Raw genomic sequence first — 20,131 nt, 5'->3', positions numbered from 1 at the left:
AGCTGACAGCGGCCACGAAGGCGATCGCGACGGCGCTTCACCGCTCGGAGCAGATCGGCCGCCGGTTGCGGGCCCGGACTCTCACTGGTCTCGCGTGCCCGAGCGCGCCGCGGGCTTCGGCACCGCGGGTGCGTGGGCTGTGGCTGCCCTGTCGAGTGTGGGTCGGGCGGTGTGCCTGCGTTGGTCAGAGGGCTTTGCGCATCTGCTGGGTCACCACGTCGTAGCCGGCGGAGTCGTACAGTCCGATCGCGGTGGTGTTGCTGCCGAACACGTTGAGCTCGAGCGCCCCGACGCCGGTCTCCCGGGTGGCATGCTCCACGGCGGCGAGCAGGGCGCGGCCGTAGCCCTGGCCGCGGTGGGGCTCGGCGATCTCGATGTCGTACAGGAACGCGACGTCGGGTGCGTCGCGGGGGTGGTCGAGGGCGACCCAGGCGCGGCCGACCGGCACGCCCGCGGCATCCACCGCGGTGAGCAGAAGCGTGCGCGGCGTCTCCAGGCCCTGCGGCAGCAGCCGCGCGTTCTCGTCGAGGGCGCGCTGCACCGCGCCGTCCGCCGCCCAACGCCCGGCGGCGACCTGCTCGGCGGCGTACTCCGTCGCGAGGGCGGCCTGCCACTGCTCGTACTCGGCCGGTGTCATCGGCCGCACGGTGACTGCTGTCATGGCGCCCATGCTGGCACACCCCGGCTGGCGGTCCCGCGCCACCCGGTCGGAATTCAGGCTGTGACCTCGGTGCCGGCGCGTCGCGGGCGGCGGGCCGCCGCGCAGCCTGAATTCCGACGGGGTGGCCGGCACGTCGCGCGCGGCCGTCCGCCGCGCAGCCTGAACTCCGACGGGGTGGCCGGCGGGCCGCGGCGCGGTGCGGCTGTCGGAATTCAGGCTGGCAGCCTGCCCGCGGGTCCGAACCGGCCGGATTCGAGGCACAGCCTGAATTCCGTCGGGTGTGGGCGCGGAAGGGAACGGCGGCGCCCGACGGCGGGCGGGACAGCGGCCAGCGGCCAGCGGTCAGTGGGCAGCGGTCACCGGGCCGCCGGGCCACCGGGCCACCGGGCCGCCGGGTCAGCGGGCCAGCGGTCACCGGGCCACCTGGCCAACCGGGTCAGCGGTCAGCGGCGCGGGGTCCAGCCGGCGGGGCGGGGGTCGTCCCCCATCGCGCGCTCGCGGTCGGCGGCGGCCGACCAGCCCTGCGCGGCATCGACGGCGTCGAAACCGCCGCGTGCGAGACGCACCCCGACGTCGTCGTGATGCATGCGCGGTGCTCCCCCGCGGCGGGTGGATGCCCGCACGCTCCAGGCATCGTCGGCGAAGCCGCCGCCGCGGAACACCCGGTAGTCGCCGTAGCGGGCGGGATCCAGCAGATCCCAGCACCACTCCCAGACGTTGCCGAGCGTGTCGAACAGGCCGTTGAGGTTCGGGAGCTTCCCGCCGACATCATGGGGCGCCGTGCCGCCGTCGGCGGCGGTCCACGCCACCTGGTCGAGGGGTCCGTAGTGGGCGCCGGTCGACCCCGCGCGGCACGCGAACTCCCACTCCGCCTCGGTCGGCAGCCGGTAGCCGTCGGAGTCGACGTGCCAGGTGACCTCTTCGCCGTCGAACGTGTAGGCGGGGTCCAGACCCTCCCACTCGGATGCCGCGTTGCACACCCGCGCCGCCCGCAACCAGCTCATATCGCTCGCCGGTCGCCGCGGGTGCGGCGCCGGCTCACCCAGCAGCTCCCCGAGCTGCTCCTGCGTGAGCGGATACACGCCGATCTCGAACGGCTCGAGCGAGACCTGCCAGCGACGTTCGCGTCGGCCGTCGTGCAGCATGACGGTGCCGCCGGCGATCCGCGCCATTTCGAGATCCTTCACTCCAGGACTCTAGCGTCGGTCGCGGCGGCACCGGTCGTGCGTCGCTCAGCGTGCGGGCCGTGCGGCCCGCACGGATTCAGATGGTGTCGTCGCCCGAAGTGGTCGTCGAACGGCGCGTGACCTGCTCGCCGGCAGCGGGGTCGACGGCGGTGCGCGAGACGGTCTCGGTGGACCGACGGCGCACCACCAGCACGATGCCGATGAGGAACACGAGTGCCCCCGCGCCCATCAGGATGTAGCCGATCATGTCGAGGTTGACCCACTCCACCTCGAAGTTGACCGCGAAGACGAGGATCGCTCCGATGACGAAGAGCGCGATTCCGGCTCCGATGCTCATGATGATTCCTTTCGGTTCGGGTAGCTCCGGAATCCTCTCGTGACACGTCGCTGCGATGGGAGGGGTTGACACCCTGGCCCCGACTGTGCCGTGCCGGCGGTCAGCGATAGCGTGGCGCGCATGGCACGCGTGATCTTCTACACGGCGACGACGCTCGACGGCTACCTCGCAGACGAGTCCGATTCGTTGGACTGGCTCTTCGCGGTCCCCGGCGGTGAGGGTGGGGATGCCGACTTCCACGCCTTCCTCGACGGCATCGGCGTGCTCGTGCAGGGCTCGTCGACCTACGAGTGGGTGCTCGAGCACGAGGACCTCATCGCGCACCCTGACAAGTGGCCGTCGTTCTACGGGCCGCGACCCACCTGGGTGTTCACGACACGGCAGCTGCCCACCGTCGCCGGCGCCGACGTGCGCTTCGCCTCGGGCGCCGTCACCGACACCTGGGCGGAGATCCGCGACGCCGCGGGCGACCTCGATGTGTGGGTCGTCGGCGGCGGCGACCTCGCGGGGCAGTTCGCCGACGCCGGGCTGCTCGATGAGATCCGTGTGTCGATCGCACCTGCGACGCTCGGCGCGGGTAAACCGTTGCTCCCCCGCCGCCTCGGTTCCGACCGGCTGTCGCTCGTCGACGCGCGCCGCAATGGGCAGTTCGCCGAACTGGTCTACTCGGTGCGGCCCTGACGAGGGTCGATCCGCACCCAGGTGGGATGCTTCGGCTCGCGACCGTCGCCCGATGACGTGCCGGTGAGCCGGCGGCGCACCCACGGCCCGACGTGCGTGCGGTAGTAGGCCGCGCCGCGCAGGCCCGCGGCGGGGAGTTCCGGCAGCGACCACCAGCCCGCCGGCACGGCGAGGCCCAGCGCGTCGAGCACGCGGGCCGCCACGCGGTGGTGACCGCGGGCATTCATGTGCAGACGGTCCTGGGACCAGTACGGCGGCGTCGAGAGCTCGCGGTCGGGCCAGTTGAAGGCCGTGACCACGTCGGGTCGCTCACATATGCGCTGCGCGACCGCGGCCGACAGCAGGTCGCCGCGGCGCTGGATGACGCGACTGAGCGGCAGCTGCCCCGACGGGTTGGCGCCCGACAGCAGGATGAGCGTCACGCCTTCCTCGTCGCAGCGGCGCAGCACGTGCGAGAAGGCATCCACGATCTGCGAGATGGAGGTGCGGGGGCGCAGCATGTCGTTGCCCCCGCCGTTGAACGACAGGTGGGTGGGACGAAGCGCGAGCGCGGCTTCGAGCTGCTCGGCGATGATCGGCGCGATCAGCTTGCTGCGGACGGCGAGGTTGGCGTACTCGATGGGTGCGCCGGTGTCATCGGCCCACCCCTGCGCGACCAGGTCGGCCCAGCCGCGTTCACGGCCGTCGGGCAGGTCGTCGCCGATGCCCTCGGTGAAGCTGTCGCCGAGGGCGACGTAACGAACGGATGCCACCGGGACAGCCTACGCGTCGGTCACCTGTCGTCGAGCGCCTGGCCCCGCCGGTCGGCGAGCCCCCACGTGGCGGCGGCGGCGAGGGCGAAGAACCCCGCGAAGATGACGAACAGCAGCGGTGCTCCCCCGCCGGCCAGCAGCGCCGGCACCGTGAGCGGGGCGACGATCGACGCGATGCGGCCGACGCCGGCCGCCCAGCCCGACCCGGTGGCACGCAGCGACGTGGGGTACATCTCCGGGGTCACGGCGTAGAGCGCGCCCCAGGCGCCGAGGTTGAAGAACGACAGTGCCATGCCGGCGGCGATGATCTGACCCTCGCCCGTCGCCGTGCCGAAGAACACCGCGGCGACGGCGGAGCCGACGAGGAACACCGAGAGGGTGGGGCGCCGCCCCCACACTTCGATCAGCCATGCAGCGACCGCGTAGCCCGGCAACTGGGCGAGCGTGATGATGAGGGTGAATCCGAACGAGCGCACGAGGTCGTAGCCCTGGGCGACGAGGATCGTGGGGATCCAGATGAATGCCCCGTAGTAGGAGAAGTTCACGCAGAACCACACCAGCCACAGGCACGCGGTGCGCATGCGGAACTCCGTCGACCACAGCGCGGCGAGGCGGTCGCGGGAGCGCACGGCTGCGGGTGGCGCGGTCGGCGCGACCGCGGCGCCCGCGCCGCCGGATGCCCCGCCCGCGGCCGAGGGCACCGCGGCGACGCCCGCGGCATCCTCGAACGAGCGGGTCACCGCGTCGGCGTCGGCGGTGCGTCCCCGTCGCTCGAGCCAGCGCGCGGATTCGGGCAGCCCCCACCGCACGATGAGGGCGTACACCGCCGGGATCGCGCCCAGCGCGAACGCCCACCGCCAGCCGTCGTCCGACGACGGCACCACGAAGTAGCCGATGAGGGCGGCGGCGGTCCACCCGACGGCCCAGAACGCCTCGAGGATCACGATGAGTCGGCCGCGCATGCGCGCCGGAGCGAACTCGCTGACGTACGTGCTGGCGACCGGCAGCTCGGCGCCGAGGCCGAGGCCCACGAAGAACCGCAGCACGAGCAGCAGTGCGAGGCCACCCACGAGCGCGCTCGCACCGGTGGCGATGCCGTAGACCAGCAGGGTCAGCGCGAACACCTGCCGTCGCCCGAACCGATCGGCCAGGAGCCCGCCCAGACTCGCCCCGATCGCCATGCCGACGAAGCCGATCGAGGCGATCCACGCCGTCTCGTGCGGCTGCAGCGACCATTCCGCGGCCAGCGCCGCGATGATGAACGAGATGAGCCCGACGTCCATGGCATCCAGCGCCCAGCCGATGCCGGACCCCGTCAGCACCCGCAGGTGGCGCTTCGTGAACGGCAGGCGGTCCAGGCGTTCCGACGTGGTGTCGGGCGCGTTCGCGGGTGCGGTGGCGGCTTCAGGCATACCGTCATCGTACGGATGCCGGGAGCGGTCGCCGTGCCGGATCAGCGCGACGCGAGCATGTCGTGCACGAGCGGGGCGACGGTGGAGCCGTACAGCTCGATCGAGCGCATCATCTTCTCGTGCGGCAGCGTGCCCGTGGAGTACTTCAGGTCGAATCTGTCGGCGCCGAGCGTCGTGACGGTGTCGACGATCTTGCGGGCGACGGTCTCGGGAGATCCGACGTACGTCGACCCCTCCGGGCCGACGTCGTGCTGGAAGCGCAGCCGGTTGTAGGGCGGCCAGCCGCGTTCGCGGCCGATGGTGTTGTTCATGGCGGCGAAGTGCTCGTACGCCTCGTCCCACGCCTGCTGGTCGGTGTCGGCGATGTAACCGGGAGAGTGCACGCCCACCGGGCGGGTGTCGTGGCCGAAGCCCTCGAGCGAGCGGTGGAACAGGTCGACGAACGGGCGGAACCGGTGAGCCGGGCCGCCGATGATCGCGAGCATGAGGCCGTAGCCGTAGCGGGCCGTGCGCACGACCGACTCGGGGCTGCCGCCCACGCCGACCCACGCGGTGAGTCCGTTCTCGGTCTTCGGGAACACATCGGCGTCGGTCAGCGCCGCCCGTGTCGTCCCCTGCCAGGTGACCGGGCGCTCGGTGAGTAGCTCGGAGAACAGCGCGAGCTTCTCTTCGAACAGCACCTCGTAGTCGGCCAGGTCGAAGCCGAACAGCGGGAACGACTCGATGAACGAGCCGCGACCGAGGATGACTTCGGCACGCCCCGACGACAGCGCGTCGAGCGTCGCGAACCGCTCGAACACCCGCACCGGGTCATCGCTGGAGAGCACGGTGACGGCGGTGCCGAGCCGGATGCCGCGGGTGCGCGCCGCGATGGCGGCGAGCACGACCTCGGGGCTCGAGACGGCGAACTCGCGGCGATGGTGCTCCCCCACGTTGAAGGCGGCCAGCCCCAGTTCGTCGGCGAGTACCGCCTGGTCGACGAGGTGACGGATGGTCTGGGCCGCGCTGAGCAGCTCTCCGTCCGGTCCCCGGGTGATGTCGCCGAACGTGTCGAGTCCGAGTTGCAGTGCCGTGCCGGTCATCGCGGCTCCTTTCCATTCATTCGCATGAAACAGGGGACGGGCCACGCGCATTCCCTCGCGGATGCCTCGAGCGTACGGTGAAGGGATGACGGTCTACGCCGACCGGGTCGCGGCGGGCGTCGCTCTGGCGGCGGCCCTCGCACCATGGCGCGGCACCGAGGCGGTCGTGGTGGGGATTCCGCGGGGCGGAGTCCTGGTGGCCGCCGCGGTCGCGCGCGCGCTCGCCCTGCCGCTCACGGCGGTCGCGGTGCGCAAGCTCGGCATCCCCTCGCACGCCGAGGTGGCCGCGGGGGCCATCGCGCAGGACGTGCGCGTACTCAACGACGAGGCGACGGACCCACGCTGGGTGAGCGCCGCGCAACTGGCCGAGGTGGAGCGCCGGGAACGCGCCGAGCTGCAGCGGCGGGCGGTGCGCTACGGTCTCGTCGGCCTCGACCTCGCTGGTCGCACGGCGATCGTCGTGGACGACGGCGTGGCCACCGGCGCGACGGCGACCGCCGCCTGCCGCGCCGTGCGGGCCGCGGGGGCGGAGCACGTCGTGCTGGCGGTCCCCGTCGCGCCGGCGCACTGGCGGCCGCCGACGGATGCCGCTGACGAGTGGGTCTGCCCGAACCCGGTGCGGGACTTCTGGGCCGTCGGATCGTGCTACGACGACTTCCGACAGACCAGCGACGAGGAGGTCGTGGAGCTTCTCCGCGACGCTCCCCGTCGCTGAACCGGTCTCAGCCCTGCAGCGCGGTGCGCAGGGTGTCGAGTCCGACACCGCCGATGTCCAGCGCCCGCTTGTGGAACGCCTTGATGGAGAAGTCCGCACCCTCGCGCTCGGCGACCTCGTCGCGCAGCTGCTCCCAGATGCGCTGACCCACCTTGTACGCGGGCGCCTGACCCGGCCACCCGAAGTAGCGGTTCACCTCGAAGCGCACGAACTCGTCGGGCATGTTGACGTTGCGGCGCATGAACTCCAACGCGTAGTCGTAGTCCCACGTGCCGGTGCCGTCCAGGCGCGGCTTCTGCAGGTGCACGCCGATGTCGAGCACCACGCGGGCGGCGCGCATACGCTGGCCGTCGAGCATGCCGAGGCGGTCGGCCGGATCGTCGAGATAGCCCAGCTGCTCCATGAGGCGCTCGGCATACAGCGCCCACCCCTCGGCGTGACCGCTCGTCCCCGCGAGGAGACGCCGCCACGAGTTCAGCTGCGCGCGGTTGTACACCGCCTGCGCGATCTGCAGGTGGTGACCCGGAACGCCTTCGTGGTACACGGTCGTGAGCTCGCGCCACGTGTCGAAGGTGTCCACGCCCTCGGGCACCGACCACCACATGCGGCCGGGGCGGGAGAAATCGTCGGTGGGGCCGGTGTAGTAGATGCCGCCCTCGTTCGTGGGCGCGATCATGCACTCGAGCCGGCGGATCGGCTCCGCGATGTCGAAGTGGGTGCGGCCGAGCTCCTCGACGGCGCGGTCGCTGGTCTCCTGCATCCAGCGCTGCAGCACCTCGGTGCCCTGCAGCTGACGGGACGGATCGGCCTCGAGCAGGGCGACGGCCTCTTCGACCGTGGCGCCGGGAGAGATCTGCTGGGCGATCGTCTCCTGCTCTGCCACCATGCGGGCGAGCTCCTCGATGCCCCACTCGTAGGTCTCGTCGAGGTCGATCTCGGCCCCCAGGAAGCGACGGGAGTGCAGCGCATAGAGCTCACGGCCCACGGCATCCGTCTCGGACGCCTCGGGGGCGAGCTCGGTGGCCAGGAACGACGCCAATTCGTCGTAGGCGACACGGGCGGCGTTGCTGTTGTCGGTCAGGTCGCGCGCGAGCGATGCCGGGAGGTGCCCCTCGGCGGGCGCGGCTTCGGCAGCGAAGCCGGCGAAGAAGCCCACATCGCTGGTGTAGCGGCCGATCTGCGTGACCACTTCGAGCACCTGGCGACGCGCGGGCACGACGCCCTGTGCGATGCCTTCGCGCAACGTCTCGATGTACCCCGAGAGCGCGGCGGGGAGGGCGCGGAGCCGTTCTGAGACGACGCCCCAGTCCTCGACGGTGTCGGTGGGCATGAGGTCGAACGCGGAGCGCAGGTCCTGCGCGGGCGAGGCGATGACGTTGAGGTCGCGCAGGTGGGCCTTCGCCTCGTGCAGCTCCAGGTCAAGACGCAGCTCGCGGGTGAGGTCTTCCTTCGTGACGGCGTCGATCTCGTCGACGGGCTCTGCCGACTCCAGCGCCGCGAGGGTCTGCCGCGCGGCCTCTGCGGCACGGTCGGCACCGGCCGGTGACAGGTCGTCGAAGCGCCCGTTGTGCTCGGTGCGCCCGATGTAGGTCGCCAGGATCGGGGACAGCTCGGCGGCGGTGTCCACCCAGGCGTCCGCGATCGCATCGATCGGGGTCGTGGGACGAGAGGTGTCAGTCATCCTTCGAGCCTAGAACCCGCGCGCGCCGACGCGAAGCGCGACGCCGCTCAGTGCCCGGCTTCGTCCCAGTCGGCGCCGCGGCCGATCTGCACGTCGAGCGGCACCGAGAGGTCGGCGGCGTCGCCCATGCGCTCGCGCACGATGCGTTCCGCAGCGTCCCACTCCCCCGGCGCCACCTCGACGACCAGTTCGTCGTGGATCTGCAGCAGCACGCGCGAGCGCAGCTGCTGCTGGGCGAACTCCGCGTGGATGCGGAACAGCGCGATCTTCATGATGTCGGCCGCGCTCCCCTGGATGGGGGCGTTCAGCGCCGCCCGCTCGGCGTTCTCGCGCAGCACCCGGTTGGGGCTGGACAGGTCGGGGAACGGGCGCCGGCGACCGAAGATCGTCTCGGTGTAGCCGTCGATCTTCGCCTGCTCGACCGAGGAGCGCAGGTAGTCGCGCACGGCGCCGAAGCGGGCGAAGTACTCCAGCATGAGGCCCTTGGCTTCGGACTGCTCGATGCGCAGCTGCTTGGACAGGCCGAACGCCGACAGACCGTAGACGAGGCCGTACGACATGGCCTTCACCTTCGTGCGCATCGCGGAGGTGACCTCCTCCGGCGTGACGCCGAACACGCGGGCGCCGACGAAGCGGTGCAGGTCCTCACCGGAGTTGAACGCCTCGATGAGCCCCGGGTCACCCGACAGATGCGCCATGATGCGCATCTCGATCTGTGAGTAGTCCGCCGTGAGCAGCGTCTCGTACCCCTCGCCCACTTGGAACGCGGCGCGGATGCGGCGGCTCTCGGTGGTGCGGATCGGGATGTTCTGCAGGTTGGGGTCGGTGCTCGACAGGCGCCCGGTCTGGCTGCCGGTCTGCACGTAGGTCGTGTGGATGCGGCCGTCCGCGGCGATCGCGGTGTCGAGGGATTCGATGATCTGGCGCAGCTTCGTGGCCTCGCGGTGCTGCAGCAGCTGGTCGAGGAAGGGGTGCGGGTGGGATTCCTGCAGATCGGCCAGCACCGCGGCATCGGTGGAGTACCCGGTCTTGGTCTTGCGGGTCTTCGGCAGCTGCAGCTGCTCGAACAGCACCTCCTGCAGCTGCTTGGGCGAGCCGAGGTTCACCTCTCGCTCGATGGTGGCGTAGGCCTGCTGGGCGATGGCGTCGGCACGCTCGGCGAGCTCGGTAGAGAAGCCCGACAGCTTCTCGTGCGAGACGCTCACACCGGCCAGCTCCATGTCGGCGAGGGTGATGAGGGTGGGCAGCTCGATGTCGGTGAGCACGGATGCCACGCCCTCGGGCAGTTCCTCGCGTAGCGCATCGGCCACGCGCAGTGTGAACCACGCCACCTGCCCGGGGGTCGCCCCCTCGGTCTCTGGGACGAGCTGGCTGGGGTCGGCCTCGGGCAGCTTCTCGCCGAGGTAGCGGTCGACGAGGTCGGCCAGGCTCTTGTCGGGGAAGCTCGGGCGCAGCAGCCAGCCGGCGATGATCGCATCGAATACCAGCGCGTCGACGACGACCCCCGCGCGGCGGAGCGCCTTGATCTGAGGTTTGGCGTCGGAGAACACCTTCGGTGTGGCCGAGGCAAACCAGCCCGACAGTACGGCGCCGGTCTCGTCGGTCCAGTCGACTTCGACCGCGGCATCGGCGGTAGCGAGCCCGACGCGTTCGGGCAGCCCGCCGCTCACGGCCACCGTCACCGCGACTTCGCCTTCTGCCTCGCCGAGCCACGCAGTCAGCCCCGCGGCATCGGGCTGCGCAGGGGTGGGCGCGGCGACGGCGGGAGCGGCATCGGGCCCGGGACCCGGGTCGATCGCGCCGGCCGCTTCGAACACTCGCGGCAGCAGGGTGCGGAATTCGAGCCGGGCGAAGATGTCGCGCACGGCCTGGGCGTCGATCGGCTTGACCGCGAGGTCGTCGGGCGTGACGGGGAGCTCCACGTCACGCAGCAGGCGGTTGAGCCGGCGGTTGCGGCGTACGTCGTCGAGATGATCGCGCAGGTTGCCGCCCACGACGCCCTTGATCTCGCCCGAGCGCTCCAGCAGTTCGTCGAGCGAGCCGTACTGGGTGAGCCACTTCACGGCGGTCTTCTCCCCCACCTTCGGCACACCCGGCAGGTTGTCGCTGGTCTCGCCCACGAGCGCGGCGATGTCGGGGTAGTTCTCCGGCGGCACACCGTACTTCTCCATGACGGCGGCGGGGTCGTAGCGCTTGAGCTGTGACACACCCTGCACACTCGGGTACAGCAGCGTGATGTCGTCGTTGACGAGCTGGATGGTGTCGCGGTCCCCCGAGCACACCAGCACCTCGAATCCCGCTGCCGACCCCTCGGTGGCGAGGGTGGCGAGGATGTCGTCGGCCTCGAAGTCCTCTTTCTGCAGCACCGTGATGTTCATCGCCGCCAGGCAGTCCTGCAGCAGTGGGATCTGCCCCTTGAACTCCGCCGGCGACTCGGAGCGGTTCGCCTTGTACTCGGCGTACTCGCGGGTGCGGAACGACTGCCGCGACGTGTCGAAGGCGACGGCGACGTGCGTGGGCTTCTCCGCCTTCAGCAGGTTCACGAACATCGAAAGGAAGCCGTAGACACCGTTGGTGTGCTGGCCGTCCTTGGTGGTGAAGTTGTCGACCGGGAGGGCGAAGAACGCCCGGTATGCCAGCGAGTGGCCGTCGACGATCAGAAGGGTAGGCTTTGCGGCATCCGTCACCCATCCAGCCTAACGAGCGGGTGGGACAGCCCGAACCGAGAGCAGGATATGACGAAGCAGGATGCCGTGACCGAGAACGGACTCGAGTGGGTCGCCCGCCGCGGCATGGGCGCCTTGGCAGAGAAGATGGGCATCGAATTCACCGAGTTCACCATCGAGCGCTGCGTCGCCACCATGCCCGTCGAAGGCAACACGCAGCCTGTGGGGCTGCTCCACGGTGGTGCCTACGTCGTGCTGGGTGAGTCGCTCGGCTCGATGGCGGCGAACCTGCACGCCGGCGAGGGACGCCTGGCGGTGGGCACCGACATCAACGCCACCCACACCCGCGCAGCCACCGGCGGGCTGGTGACCGGGGTCTGCACCCCCATCCACCTCGGCCGCTCGATGACGGTGCACGAGATCGTCGTCACCGACGAGTCCGGGCGGCGCTGCTCGACCGTGCGCATCACGAACCTCATCAAGGACCGCTGACCGCCCCGCGGCATCCGCCGCCCGAGAAACCACAAAACGGCTGAGACCCCCCGCGATGCGAGGGGTCTCAGCCGAATAGTGGTGTGTGGTTACTTCTTGGGGGCCAGCTGCTCGATGATCGCCTTGGCGACGTCCTGCATCGTGAGGCGGCGGTCCATCGATGCCTTCTGGATCCAGCGGAACGCCTCGGGCTCGCTGAGGCCCATCTTCTCGTTGAGCAGACCCTTGGCCCGGTCGACGAGCTTGCGGGTCTCGAAGCGCTCGACCATGTCGGCGACCTCGGCTTCGAGCGTGATGATCTGCTCGTAGCGTGCCAGGGCGATCTCGATCGCCGGCAGCAGGTCGTTGGGGGTGAAGGGCTTCACGACGTAGGCCAGCGCGCCGGCCTCGGTCGCGCGCTCGACGAGCTCCTTCTGGCTGAACGCCGTCAGCAGCACGACCGGCGCGATGTGCGCCTTGCTGAGCTTCTCGGCGGCGGAGATGCCGTCGAGGACGGGCATCTTCACGTCCATGATCACCAGGTCGGGTCGCAGCTCCGTCGCCAGCTGAACGGCCGTCTCGCCGTCACCGGCCTCGCCCACGACATCGAATCCGTTGTCGCGGAGGATCTCGACGATGTCGAGGCGGATCAGCGACTCATCCTCGGCGACGACGACGCGTCGGGGGGCTGTGGCCATGGGGGTGGCGGTTTCGTCGAGCTCAGTCACAACACCATTCTAGGACAGCCGACGCGGTTCCCTGCGGTATCGTCGTTGAGTCACCCTGCCGGTGTGGCGGAATGGCAGACGCGACCGACTCAAACTCGGTTGTCTTCGGACGTGTGGGTTCGACTCCCACCACCGGTACAGAAACGACAGAAGAGGGATGCCGCACCGCGGCATCCCTCTTCTGTTCGCATCCGGCCTTAGAGCTCGGCCTTGTAGATCGGCGCCTTGCCGTGCACGGCGTCGCCCACCTTGTGGATGCGGATGTCGTTGGTCGACCCGATGATTCCGGGAGGCGATCCGGAGATCACCACGACGCGGTCACCCACCTCGGCCAGGTTGTTGGAGAGCAGGTAGTCGTCGACCTGCATGAACATGAGGTCCGTGTGGGCCACGTGCTCGACGAGGGTCGACTGCACGCCCCACGTGATCGCCATGCGCCGCCGGATCGACGGGTCGGGGGCGAACGCGATCATCGGGAACTTCGGACGCAACCGCGACATGCGCCGCGCCGTGTCGCCGGACTCCGTGAAGATGCAGACGTACTTGGCCTCGACGAACTCGGCCACCTCCATCGCCGCGAGGGTGATGGCGCCGCCCTGTGTGCGGGGCCGGGTGTTCAGCGGTGCGATGCGCTCGAGCCCGTGCTCCTCGGTGGACTCGATGATGCGCGCCATCGTCTGCACGACGACGACCGGGTAGTCGCCCACGCTGGTCTCGCCCGAGAGCATGACCGCGTCGGCACCGTCGAGCACCGCGTTGGCGACGTCGCTGGTCTCGGCACGGGTGGGCACCGGGTTGTTGATCATCGACTCGAGCATCTGCGTCGCGACGATGACGGGCTTGGCCATGCGACGGCACAGCTCCACGGCGCGCTTCTGCACGATCGGCACGGCCTCGAGCGGCAGCTCGACGCCCAGGTCACCGCGGGCGACCATGATGCCGTCGAAGGCGTCGATGATCTCCTCGAGGTTGTCCACGGCCTGCGGCTTCTCGATCTTGGCGATGACGGGGACGCGGCGGCCCTCTTCAGCCATGATCACGTGGACGCGCTGCACGTCCTGCGCGCTGCGCACGAACGACAGGGCGATGAGGTCGGCGCCGGCGCGCAGACCCCAGCGGAGGTCGGCTTCGTCCTTCTCCGACAGTGCCGGGACGTTGACGGCGACACCCGGCAGGTTGATGCCCTTGTTGTTGGACACCGGCCCGCCCACGATGACCTTCGTCGTGACGACGGGGCCGTCGACGCTCGTGACCTCGACGCGCACCTTGCCGTCGTCGATCAGCAGGAAGTCGCCCGGCTTGACGTCGTCGGGAAGCCCCTTGAAGGTCGTCGAAACGATCTCCTTGGTGCCCACGATGTCTTCGGCGGTGATCTTGAAGACGTCGCCCACGGCGAGGTCATGAGGCCCGTCGGCGAACTTGCCGAGACGGATCTTGGGGCCCTGGAGATCCACCAGCGCGGCGACGGCACGGCCGGCGTCCTGTGCTGCCTTGCGCACGTTGGCGAAGTTGTTCTCGTGCACCGAGTAGTCGCCGTGGCTCAGGTTGAATCGGGCTACGTCCACGCCCGCGTCGATGATCGCGCGGACCATCTCGTAAGACGACGTGGCGGGGCCGAGAGTGGCGACGATTTTCGCTCGTCTCATCGTGTGATGTGCTCCGGTCTTTGGGGGATGGCGGTCGAGTGCCGTCGGGTCAAGCCTACGCGGGCTGCAGCCCGATGGCGATGTCAGTGGGCCGTACGAAAGCAGGAAGCTCGGTCGAGCCCATGAGGTGACGGTCGACCGAGGCGGCCGCAGCTCGGCCTTCGGCGATCGCCCACACGATGAGCGACTGACCACGCCCGGCATCACCGGCGACGAAGACGCCCGGGTGTGTCGCCTGATATTCGTCGTCGCGGGTGAGGATGCCGCGTGGCGTGAACTGCGCCTGCAGCTGCGTCTCGAGTGCGGTGCGTTCCGGACCGGTGAAGCCCATCGCGATGAGCACGAGGTCGGCGGGGATCTCGCGCTCCGTGCCGCTCTTGGGCACACGGCGACCGTCGACGAACTCCGTCTCGGCGACGCGGAGGGCACGCACCTCTCCCACGTCGTTGCCGAGGAACTCGACCGTCGAGGCGAGGTAGGCGCGTTCGCCACCCTCTTCGTGCGCCGAGGTGACTTCGAAGATCGTCGGCGTCATGGGCCACGGCTGGTGGTCGGGGCGGGCGGTGGGCGGCTGCACGCCGATGGCGAGGTTGGTCACGCTCAGTGCGCCCTGGCGGTGTGCGGTGCCGATGCAGTCGGCGCCGGTGTCACCGCCGCCGATCACGATGACGTGCTTGCCCTGCGCGCTGATCTGGTTGGGAACCTGATCACCCGCGACGGCTTTGTTCGATTCGACGAGGTACTCCATCGCGAAGTGCACGCCGGCGAGGTCGCGCCCGGGGATCGGCAGATCGCGCGGCACGGTGGCACCGGTGGCGACCACGACCGCGTCGTAACGCGCACGGAGCTGGTCCCACGTGATGTCCTTGCCGATCTCCACTCCGGCACGGAACCGTGTGCCCTCGTCCTGCATCTGACGCAGACGCGACTCGAGGTGGCGCTTCTCCATCTTGAAGTCCGGGATGCCGTAGCGCAGCAGCCCGCCGATGCGGTCGTCGCGCTCGAACACGGCGACGGTGTGGCCGGCACGGGTGAGCTGCTGGGCGGCGGCGAGGCCCGCGGGCCCGGAACCGACGACGGCGACGGTCTTGCCGGTCAGGCGAGCCGGCGGCTCGGGCTCCACCCAGCCGCGGGCGAATGCCTCGTCGATGATCGACACCTCGACCTGCTTGATGGTCACGGCGGGCTGGTTGATCCCCAGCACGCACGCGCTCTCGCAGGGCGCGGGGCACAGCCGACCGGTGAACTCCGGGAAGTTGTTGGTGGCGTGGAGCCGTTCGATGGCGCTGCGCGGCTGGCCGCGCCAGGTGAGGTCGTTCCACTCCGGGATGAGGTTGCCCAGCGGGCACCCCTTGTGGCAGAACGGCACGCCGCAGTCCATGCAGCGCCCGGCCTGGCGGCGCAGCACCGCGGAGTCGCCCGGTTCGTACACCTCTTTCCAGTCGAGGATGCGGACGGGTACGGGCCGGCGCGGCGGCAGCTCGCGCTCGGTGACTTTCAGAAAGCCCTTCGGGTCAGCCACCGGTCACCTCCATGATGCGATTCCAGACGACATCGCCGTCGGGGTCCAGCCCCTCGGCGGCCGCCTTTTGGCGGGTCTGCAGAACGGCCGCGTAATCACGCGGGACGACGCGGACGAATTCCGTGGCCGCGACGTCGAAGTTCTCCAGCAGGGATGCCGCGAGAGCCGAATCGGTCTCGGCGACGTGCTGCAGCAACAGGTCGCGGAGGATCTCGATGTCCCCCGCACCCATTTCCATCAGTTCCAGCTCGCCACTGGCGAGCGATTCGCGGTTCACCAGCGCGGTGTCGAGCCGGTGGATGTAGGCGTTTCCACCCGACATGCCGGCGCCGAGGTTGCGGCCGGTGGCGCCGAGGATGACGGCGAGACCGCCGGTCATGTACTCGAGGGCGTGGTCGCCGACGCCCTCGACCACGGCTGTGGCACCGGAATTGCGCACGAAGAACCGCTCCCCCACGACGCCGCGCAGGAACATGGTGCCCTGCGTCGCGCCGTAGCCGATGACGTTGCCGGCGATGACGTTGCGGGAGGCGTCGAAGGTGGCATCCTTCGGCGGGCGCACGACGATCTGACCGCCCGACAGGCCCTTGCCGACGTAGTCGTTCGAGTCGCCCTCGAGCCGCAGCGTGATTCCGGCAGGGAGGAACGCGCCGAACGACTGGCCGGCGGAGCCGGTGAGATTCACCACGATCGAGCCCGACGGCAGACCGTTCGCGCCGTGCGCGAGGGTCACCCGGTTGCCGAGCATCGTGCCGACCGCCCGCTCGGTGTTGCGGATGGGCAGATCGATCGTGATCTGACCGCCGTGGGTGATGACGTCCTGCGCGCGCTCGATGAGCTGCACGTCGAAGTGCTCCTCGAGCTCGTGGTCCTGGCTGCGGGTGTTGCGACGGGCAGCCGTCTCGGCGAAGACGGGACCGCGCAGGATCGGCGTGAGGTCGAGCCCGTTCGCCTTCCAGTGCGAGATCGCACCGTTGACGTCCAGCAGTTCGCTGTGGCCGACGGCCTCGTCGAGCGAGCGGAAACCGAGTTCGGCGAGGTACTCGCGCACCTCCTGGGCCAGGAACTCCATGAAGTTCACGACGTGCTCGGCCTTGCCGGTGAACCGCTCCCGCAGCACCGGGTTCTGCGTCGCCACCCCGACGGGGCAGGTGTCGAGGTGGCAGACGCGCATCATGATGCACCCCTCCACGACGAGCGCGGTGGTCGCGAACCCGAACTCCTCGGCACCCAGCAGCGCCGCGATGATGACGTCGCGTCCGGTCTTGAGCTGGCCGTCGGCCTGCACCACGACGCGGTCGCGCATGTCGTTGAGCATGAGTGTCTGCTGCGTCTCGGCGAGCCCCAGCTCCCACGGCGTGCCGGCGTGCTTGAGGGAGTTCAGTGGACTTGCACCCGTGCCGCCGTCGTGACCGGAGACGAGGATCACGTCGGCGAGGGCCTTGGCGGTGCCGGCGGCGACCGCGCCGATGCCCGACTGGCTCACGAGCTTCACGTGCACCCGGGCCTTCGGGTTGGCGCGCTTGAGGTCGAAGATCAGCTGCTTGAGGTCTTCGATCGAGTAGATGTCGTGGTGGGGCGGGGGCGAGATGAGGCCGACCCCGGGGGTGCCGCCGCGGGTGCGCGCGATCCAGGGGTACACCTTCGCCGGGGGCAGCTGACCGCCCTCGCCGGGCTTGGCGCCCTGGGCGAGTTTGATCTGGATGTCGTCGGCGTGGGTGAGGTACATGCTCGTGACCCCGAACCGGCCGGATGCCACCTGCTTGATGGCGCTGCGGCGCTCGGGATCCAGCAGCCGGTCGACGTCCTCGCCGCCCTCACCGGTGTTCGACTTGCCGCCCAGGCGATTCATCGCGATGGCGAGCGTCTCGTGGGCCTCCTTCGAGATGGAGCCGTAGCTCATCGCGCCGGTGGAGAACCGCTTGACGATCGACGACACCGGTTCGACCTCGTCCAGCGGCACAGCGGGCCGCTGGCCCGTGCGCAGCGTGAACATGCCGCGGAGGGTCTTGAGTTCCTTCGCCTGGTCGTCGACGAGCCTGGTGTACTCGCGGAAGATGTCGTACCGGCGCGAACGGGTGGAATGCTGCAGCCGGAAGATCGTGTCGGGGTTGAACAGATGCGGCGAGCCGTCGCGACGCCACTGGTACTCGCCGCCGGTCCACAGCCGTTCGTGGGCGCGCGCCGCGCCGTCCTGCGGGTAGGCCCAGTCGTGTCGGGCCTGGTTCTCGGCAGCGATCTGCTCGATGCCGATGCCGCCGAGCTTGGTCTCGGTGCCGGTGAAGTACGCGTCGATGAACTCCCGCGACAGCCCCACGGCTTCGAACGCCTGGGCGCCGGCGTAGGAGGACACCGTGGAGATGCCCATCTTCGACATGATCTTCAGCACGCCCTTGCCGAGGGCGTAGATCACGTTGGTGACGGCCTTCTCCGGGGTGATGCCGGTGATGAAGCCGGCGCGCACCAGGTACTCGACCGATTCCATCGCGAGATAGGGGTTCACGGCGGAGGCGCCGTAGCCGATGAGGGTCGCGACATGGTGCACTTCGCGCACGTCGCCGGCTTCGACCACGAGCCCGACCTTCATGCGGTTCTGCTTGCGGATGAGGTGATGGTGCACGGCGGAGACCATGAGCAGCGACGGGATCGGGACGAGGTCCTTATTCGAGTCGCGGTCGGAGAGGATGAGGAACTCCGCACCGTCCTCGATCGCCTGCTCCGCTTCGGCGCACAGCTCCTCCAGCCGCGCCTGCAGCGAATGCGGGCCGGCATCGAAGTGGTAGAGGCCCTTGAGCGTCACCGCCCGGCGGCCGGGCATGATGCGCTCGATGTTGTGGATCTTCGCCAACTCGTCGTTGTCGATCACCGGGAAGTCCAGCGTGATCTGGCGCGCGTGGTCGGGGCCGGCGGACAGCAGGTTGCGCTCGGGGCCGAGACCGGCGCGCAGGCTCGTGACGACCTCTTCGCGGATGGAGTCCAGCGGCGGGTTGGTGACCTGGGCGAACTGCTGCACGAAGTAGTCGAACAGCAGCCGCGGCCGTTCGCTGAGCACCGCGATCGGCGTGTCCGACCCCATGGCGCCGATCGGCTCCGCGCCGTTCTGTCCCATCGGGGTCAGCAGGATCCGCACCTCCTCCTCGGTGTAGCCGAAGGTGCGCTGGCGGCGGGTGATGGAGGCGATGGGATGCACGATGTGCTCGCGCTCCGGGAGCTCCGACAGCTGCAGCCGCTGTCGCAGCCACAACTCCCACGGCTCGGAGGCGGCCAGGTTCGCCTTGATCTCGGAGTCCTCCACGATGCGGCGCTGTGCGGTGTCGACGAGGAACATGCGCCCCGGGCTCAGCCGGCCGCGCCGCTTGATGCGCGATGGTTCGAAGTCGAGCACGCCGGTCTCGCTGCCGATGACGACGAGGCCGTCGGTGGTCTCGGTCCAGCGACCCGGGCGCAGCCCGTTGCGGTCGAGCGTGGCTCCGACCAGCGTGCCGTCGGTGAAGATCAGGGCGGCCGGGCCGTCCCAGGGCTCCATGAGCATGGAGTGGTAGTCGTAGAACGCGCGCAGATCCGGCGCGATGTCGGCCTGCTTCTCGTACGCCTCAGGCACCATCATCATGATGGCGTGGGGCAGGCTGCGGCCGGTCAGGGTGAGCAGCTCCAGCACCTCGTCGAACGACGCCGAGTCGCTCGCGCCGTCGGTGCAGATCGGCAGCAGCGGGCGGATGTCGCCGAGCAGCTCGGATTCGAGCTGCGACTGCCGTGCACGCATCCAGTTGCGGTTGCCGCTGACGGTGTTGATCTCGCCGTTGTGCGCGAGCATGCGCAGCGGCTGGGCCAGCGGCCACGACGGGAACGTGTTGGTGGAGTAGCGCGAGTGCACGACGGCGAGCTCGGACGTGAAGCGCTCGTCCTGCAGATCGGGATAGAACGGCTCGAGCTGCAGTGTCGTGACCATGCCCTTGTACCCGAGCGTGCGGCACGACAGGGAGACAAAATACGCGCCCAGCTCATGCTGGGCGCGCTTGCGCAGCCGATAGGCGCGCCGGTCGAGGGCGATGCCCGACAACGCCGGCGCACCGCCGATGGCGGGGCGGGAGAGGAACAGCTGCTCGAACGCGGGACGTGCGTCGTGGGCCAGCTTGCCGAGGTTGTCCTCGGCGGTCGGGACCACGCGCCAGCCCAGCACCGTCAGCCCCTCGCGGGCGGCGAGCTCCTCGATGCCGGTCTTCAGGGACTCGCGGGCATCGTGTTCGCGCGGCAGGAACGCCATTCCGGCGGCGTACTCCCCCGCAGCAGGCAGGTCGAAGTCCACGACCGCGCGCAGGAAGGCATCCGGCATCTGCGTGAGGATGCCGGCTCCGTCACCGGTGCCCGCATCCGAACCGATGGCACCGCGGTGCTCGAGGTTGCGCAACGCCGTCAGCGCCAGCTCCACGATGTCGTGGCCGGCGTGACCGCGGAGGGTGGCGACCATCGCCAGACCGCACGCATCCTTCTCGAACGCGGGGTTGTACATGCCCTGGCGGGGCGGGAACGCCGAGAGGGATCCGGCGTCGCGACGGGGGCTCGAAGGCATACCTGCCGTCCTTACTCTGA

General features: G+C 69.9%; 15 protein-coding genes and 1 tRNA gene. 4 read left to right on the top strand and 12 right to left on the bottom strand.

Annotated elements, in window-relative coordinates; translation table 11 throughout:
• Window positions 1-184: 184 nt before the first annotated feature.
• The 3 genes from H9651_RS09620 to H9651_RS09610 all read right to left on the bottom strand — a co-directional run bounded on the left by H9651_RS09620 (window position 185) and on the right by H9651_RS09610 (window position 2,185).
• On the bottom strand, window positions 185-661 hold the full coding sequence (locus H9651_RS09620; RefSeq protein ID WP_191719091.1) for a GNAT family N-acetyltransferase: 477 nt from the start codon (window positions 659-661) through the stop codon (window positions 185-187).
• Between the two features lie 443 nt (window positions 662-1,104).
• Complete coding sequence (locus tag H9651_RS09615) at window positions 1,105-1,848, bottom strand: formylglycine-generating enzyme family protein (RefSeq protein WP_191719090.1); 744 nt, start codon at window positions 1,846-1,848, stop codon at window positions 1,105-1,107.
• Between the two features lie 76 nt (window positions 1,849-1,924).
• On the bottom strand, window positions 1,925-2,185 hold the full coding sequence (locus tag H9651_RS09610; protein WP_191719089.1) for a DUF6458 family protein: 261 nt from the start codon (window positions 2,183-2,185) through the stop codon (window positions 1,925-1,927).
• Window positions 2,186-2,305: 120 nt separating this feature from the next.
• Here H9651_RS09610 and H9651_RS09605 point away from each other — a divergent pair, with 120 nt between their 5' ends.
• The gene (locus H9651_RS09605; protein WP_191719088.1) at window positions 2,306-2,866 is read left to right on the top strand and encodes a dihydrofolate reductase family protein; all 561 of its coding nucleotides are present in this window, start codon (window positions 2,306-2,308) and stop codon (window positions 2,864-2,866) included.
• On the opposite strand, the gene H9651_RS09600 is transcribed toward H9651_RS09605, so the two are convergent.
• The 3 genes from H9651_RS09600 to H9651_RS09590 are packed head-to-tail and all read right to left on the bottom strand — an operon-like array spanning window position 2,848 to window position 6,112.
• Window positions 2,848-3,618 carry an SGNH/GDSL hydrolase family protein gene (locus H9651_RS09600; protein ID WP_191719087.1) on the bottom strand — a complete coding sequence of 257 codons (771 nt, stop codon included), beginning with the start codon at window positions 3,616-3,618 and terminating at the stop codon, window positions 2,848-2,850. The two genes, H9651_RS09605 and H9651_RS09600, sit on opposite strands and share 19 nt — an antisense overlap.
• A gap of 20 nt (window positions 3,619-3,638) precedes the next feature.
• Window positions 3,639-5,030: an MFS transporter gene (locus H9651_RS09595; RefSeq protein ID WP_191719086.1), complete on the bottom strand. Its 1,392-nt coding sequence runs from the start codon at window positions 5,028-5,030 to the stop codon at window positions 3,639-3,641.
• Window positions 5,031-5,071: 41 nt separating this feature from the next.
• Window positions 5,072-6,112, bottom strand: coding sequence for an LLM class flavin-dependent oxidoreductase (locus tag H9651_RS09590; RefSeq protein WP_191719085.1), 1,041 nt, complete (start codon window positions 6,110-6,112; stop codon window positions 5,072-5,074).
• A gap of 85 nt (window positions 6,113-6,197) precedes the next feature.
• Here H9651_RS09590 and H9651_RS09585 point away from each other — a divergent pair, with 85 nt between their 5' ends.
• Window positions 6,198-6,827 carry a phosphoribosyltransferase gene (locus H9651_RS09585; RefSeq protein ID WP_191719084.1) on the top strand — a complete coding sequence of 210 codons (630 nt, stop codon included), beginning with the start codon at window positions 6,198-6,200 and terminating at the stop codon, window positions 6,825-6,827.
• Window positions 6,828-6,834: 7 nt separating this feature from the next.
• Here the strand turns inward: H9651_RS09585 and H9651_RS09580 are convergent, their stop codons facing one another.
• Window positions 6,835-8,508, bottom strand: a complete 1,674-nt coding sequence (locus H9651_RS09580) for a DUF885 domain-containing protein (RefSeq protein WP_191719083.1) — start codon at window positions 8,506-8,508, stop codon at window positions 6,835-6,837.
• 47 nt (window positions 8,509-8,555) lie between these two features.
• Window positions 8,556-11,195: a DNA polymerase I gene (gene polA, locus H9651_RS09575; RefSeq protein ID WP_191719082.1), complete on the bottom strand. Its 2,640-nt coding sequence runs from the start codon at window positions 11,193-11,195 to the stop codon at window positions 8,556-8,558.
• A 48-nt stretch (window positions 11,196-11,243) separates the two neighbouring features.
• On the opposite strand from polA, the gene H9651_RS09570 reads away from it, so the two are divergent.
• Complete coding sequence (locus H9651_RS09570) at window positions 11,244-11,666, top strand: hotdog fold thioesterase (RefSeq protein ID WP_191719081.1); 423 nt, start codon at window positions 11,244-11,246, stop codon at window positions 11,664-11,666.
• Between the two features lie 89 nt (window positions 11,667-11,755).
• Here the strand turns inward: H9651_RS09570 and H9651_RS09565 are convergent, their stop codons facing one another.
• A complete protein-coding gene (locus tag H9651_RS09565; RefSeq protein WP_191719304.1) occupies window positions 11,756-12,343 on the bottom strand; it encodes an ANTAR domain-containing response regulator in 588 nt (195 codons plus the stop codon).
• Between the two features lie 87 nt (window positions 12,344-12,430).
• Here H9651_RS09565 and H9651_RS09560 point away from each other — a divergent pair.
• Window positions 12,431-12,511 (top strand) — tRNA-Leu (locus H9651_RS09560).
• A 59-nt stretch (window positions 12,512-12,570) separates the two neighbouring features.
• On the opposite strand, the gene pyk is transcribed toward H9651_RS09560, so the two are convergent.
• From pyk to gltB, 3 genes are read right to left on the bottom strand one after another with little or no spacing between them, the layout of a single operon-like run.
• Window positions 12,571-14,019 (bottom strand): pyruvate kinase, encoded by a 1,449-nt coding sequence (pyk, locus tag H9651_RS09555; RefSeq protein ID WP_191719080.1) that lies wholly within the window; start codon window positions 14,017-14,019, stop codon window positions 12,571-12,573.
• Between the two features lie 55 nt (window positions 14,020-14,074).
• Complete coding sequence (locus H9651_RS09550; protein ID WP_191719079.1) at window positions 14,075-15,541, bottom strand: glutamate synthase subunit beta; 1,467 nt, start codon at window positions 15,539-15,541, stop codon at window positions 14,075-14,077.
• The gene (gltB, locus tag H9651_RS09545) at window positions 15,534-20,111 is read right to left on the bottom strand and encodes a glutamate synthase large subunit (protein ID WP_191719078.1); all 4,578 of its coding nucleotides are present in this window, start codon (window positions 20,109-20,111) and stop codon (window positions 15,534-15,536) included. The genes H9651_RS09550 and gltB overlap by 8 nt, the downstream gene beginning before the upstream one ends.
• Window positions 20,112-20,131: the final 20 nt, after the last annotated feature.

This window comes from Microbacterium pullorum (genome assembly GCF_014836535.1).
Classification (GTDB): Bacteria; Actinomycetota; Actinomycetes; order Actinomycetales; family Microbacteriaceae; genus Microbacterium; species Microbacterium pullorum.
Note: the sequence above shows the minus strand (reverse complement) of the source record. Positions and strands in the feature narration are given on the sequence as shown.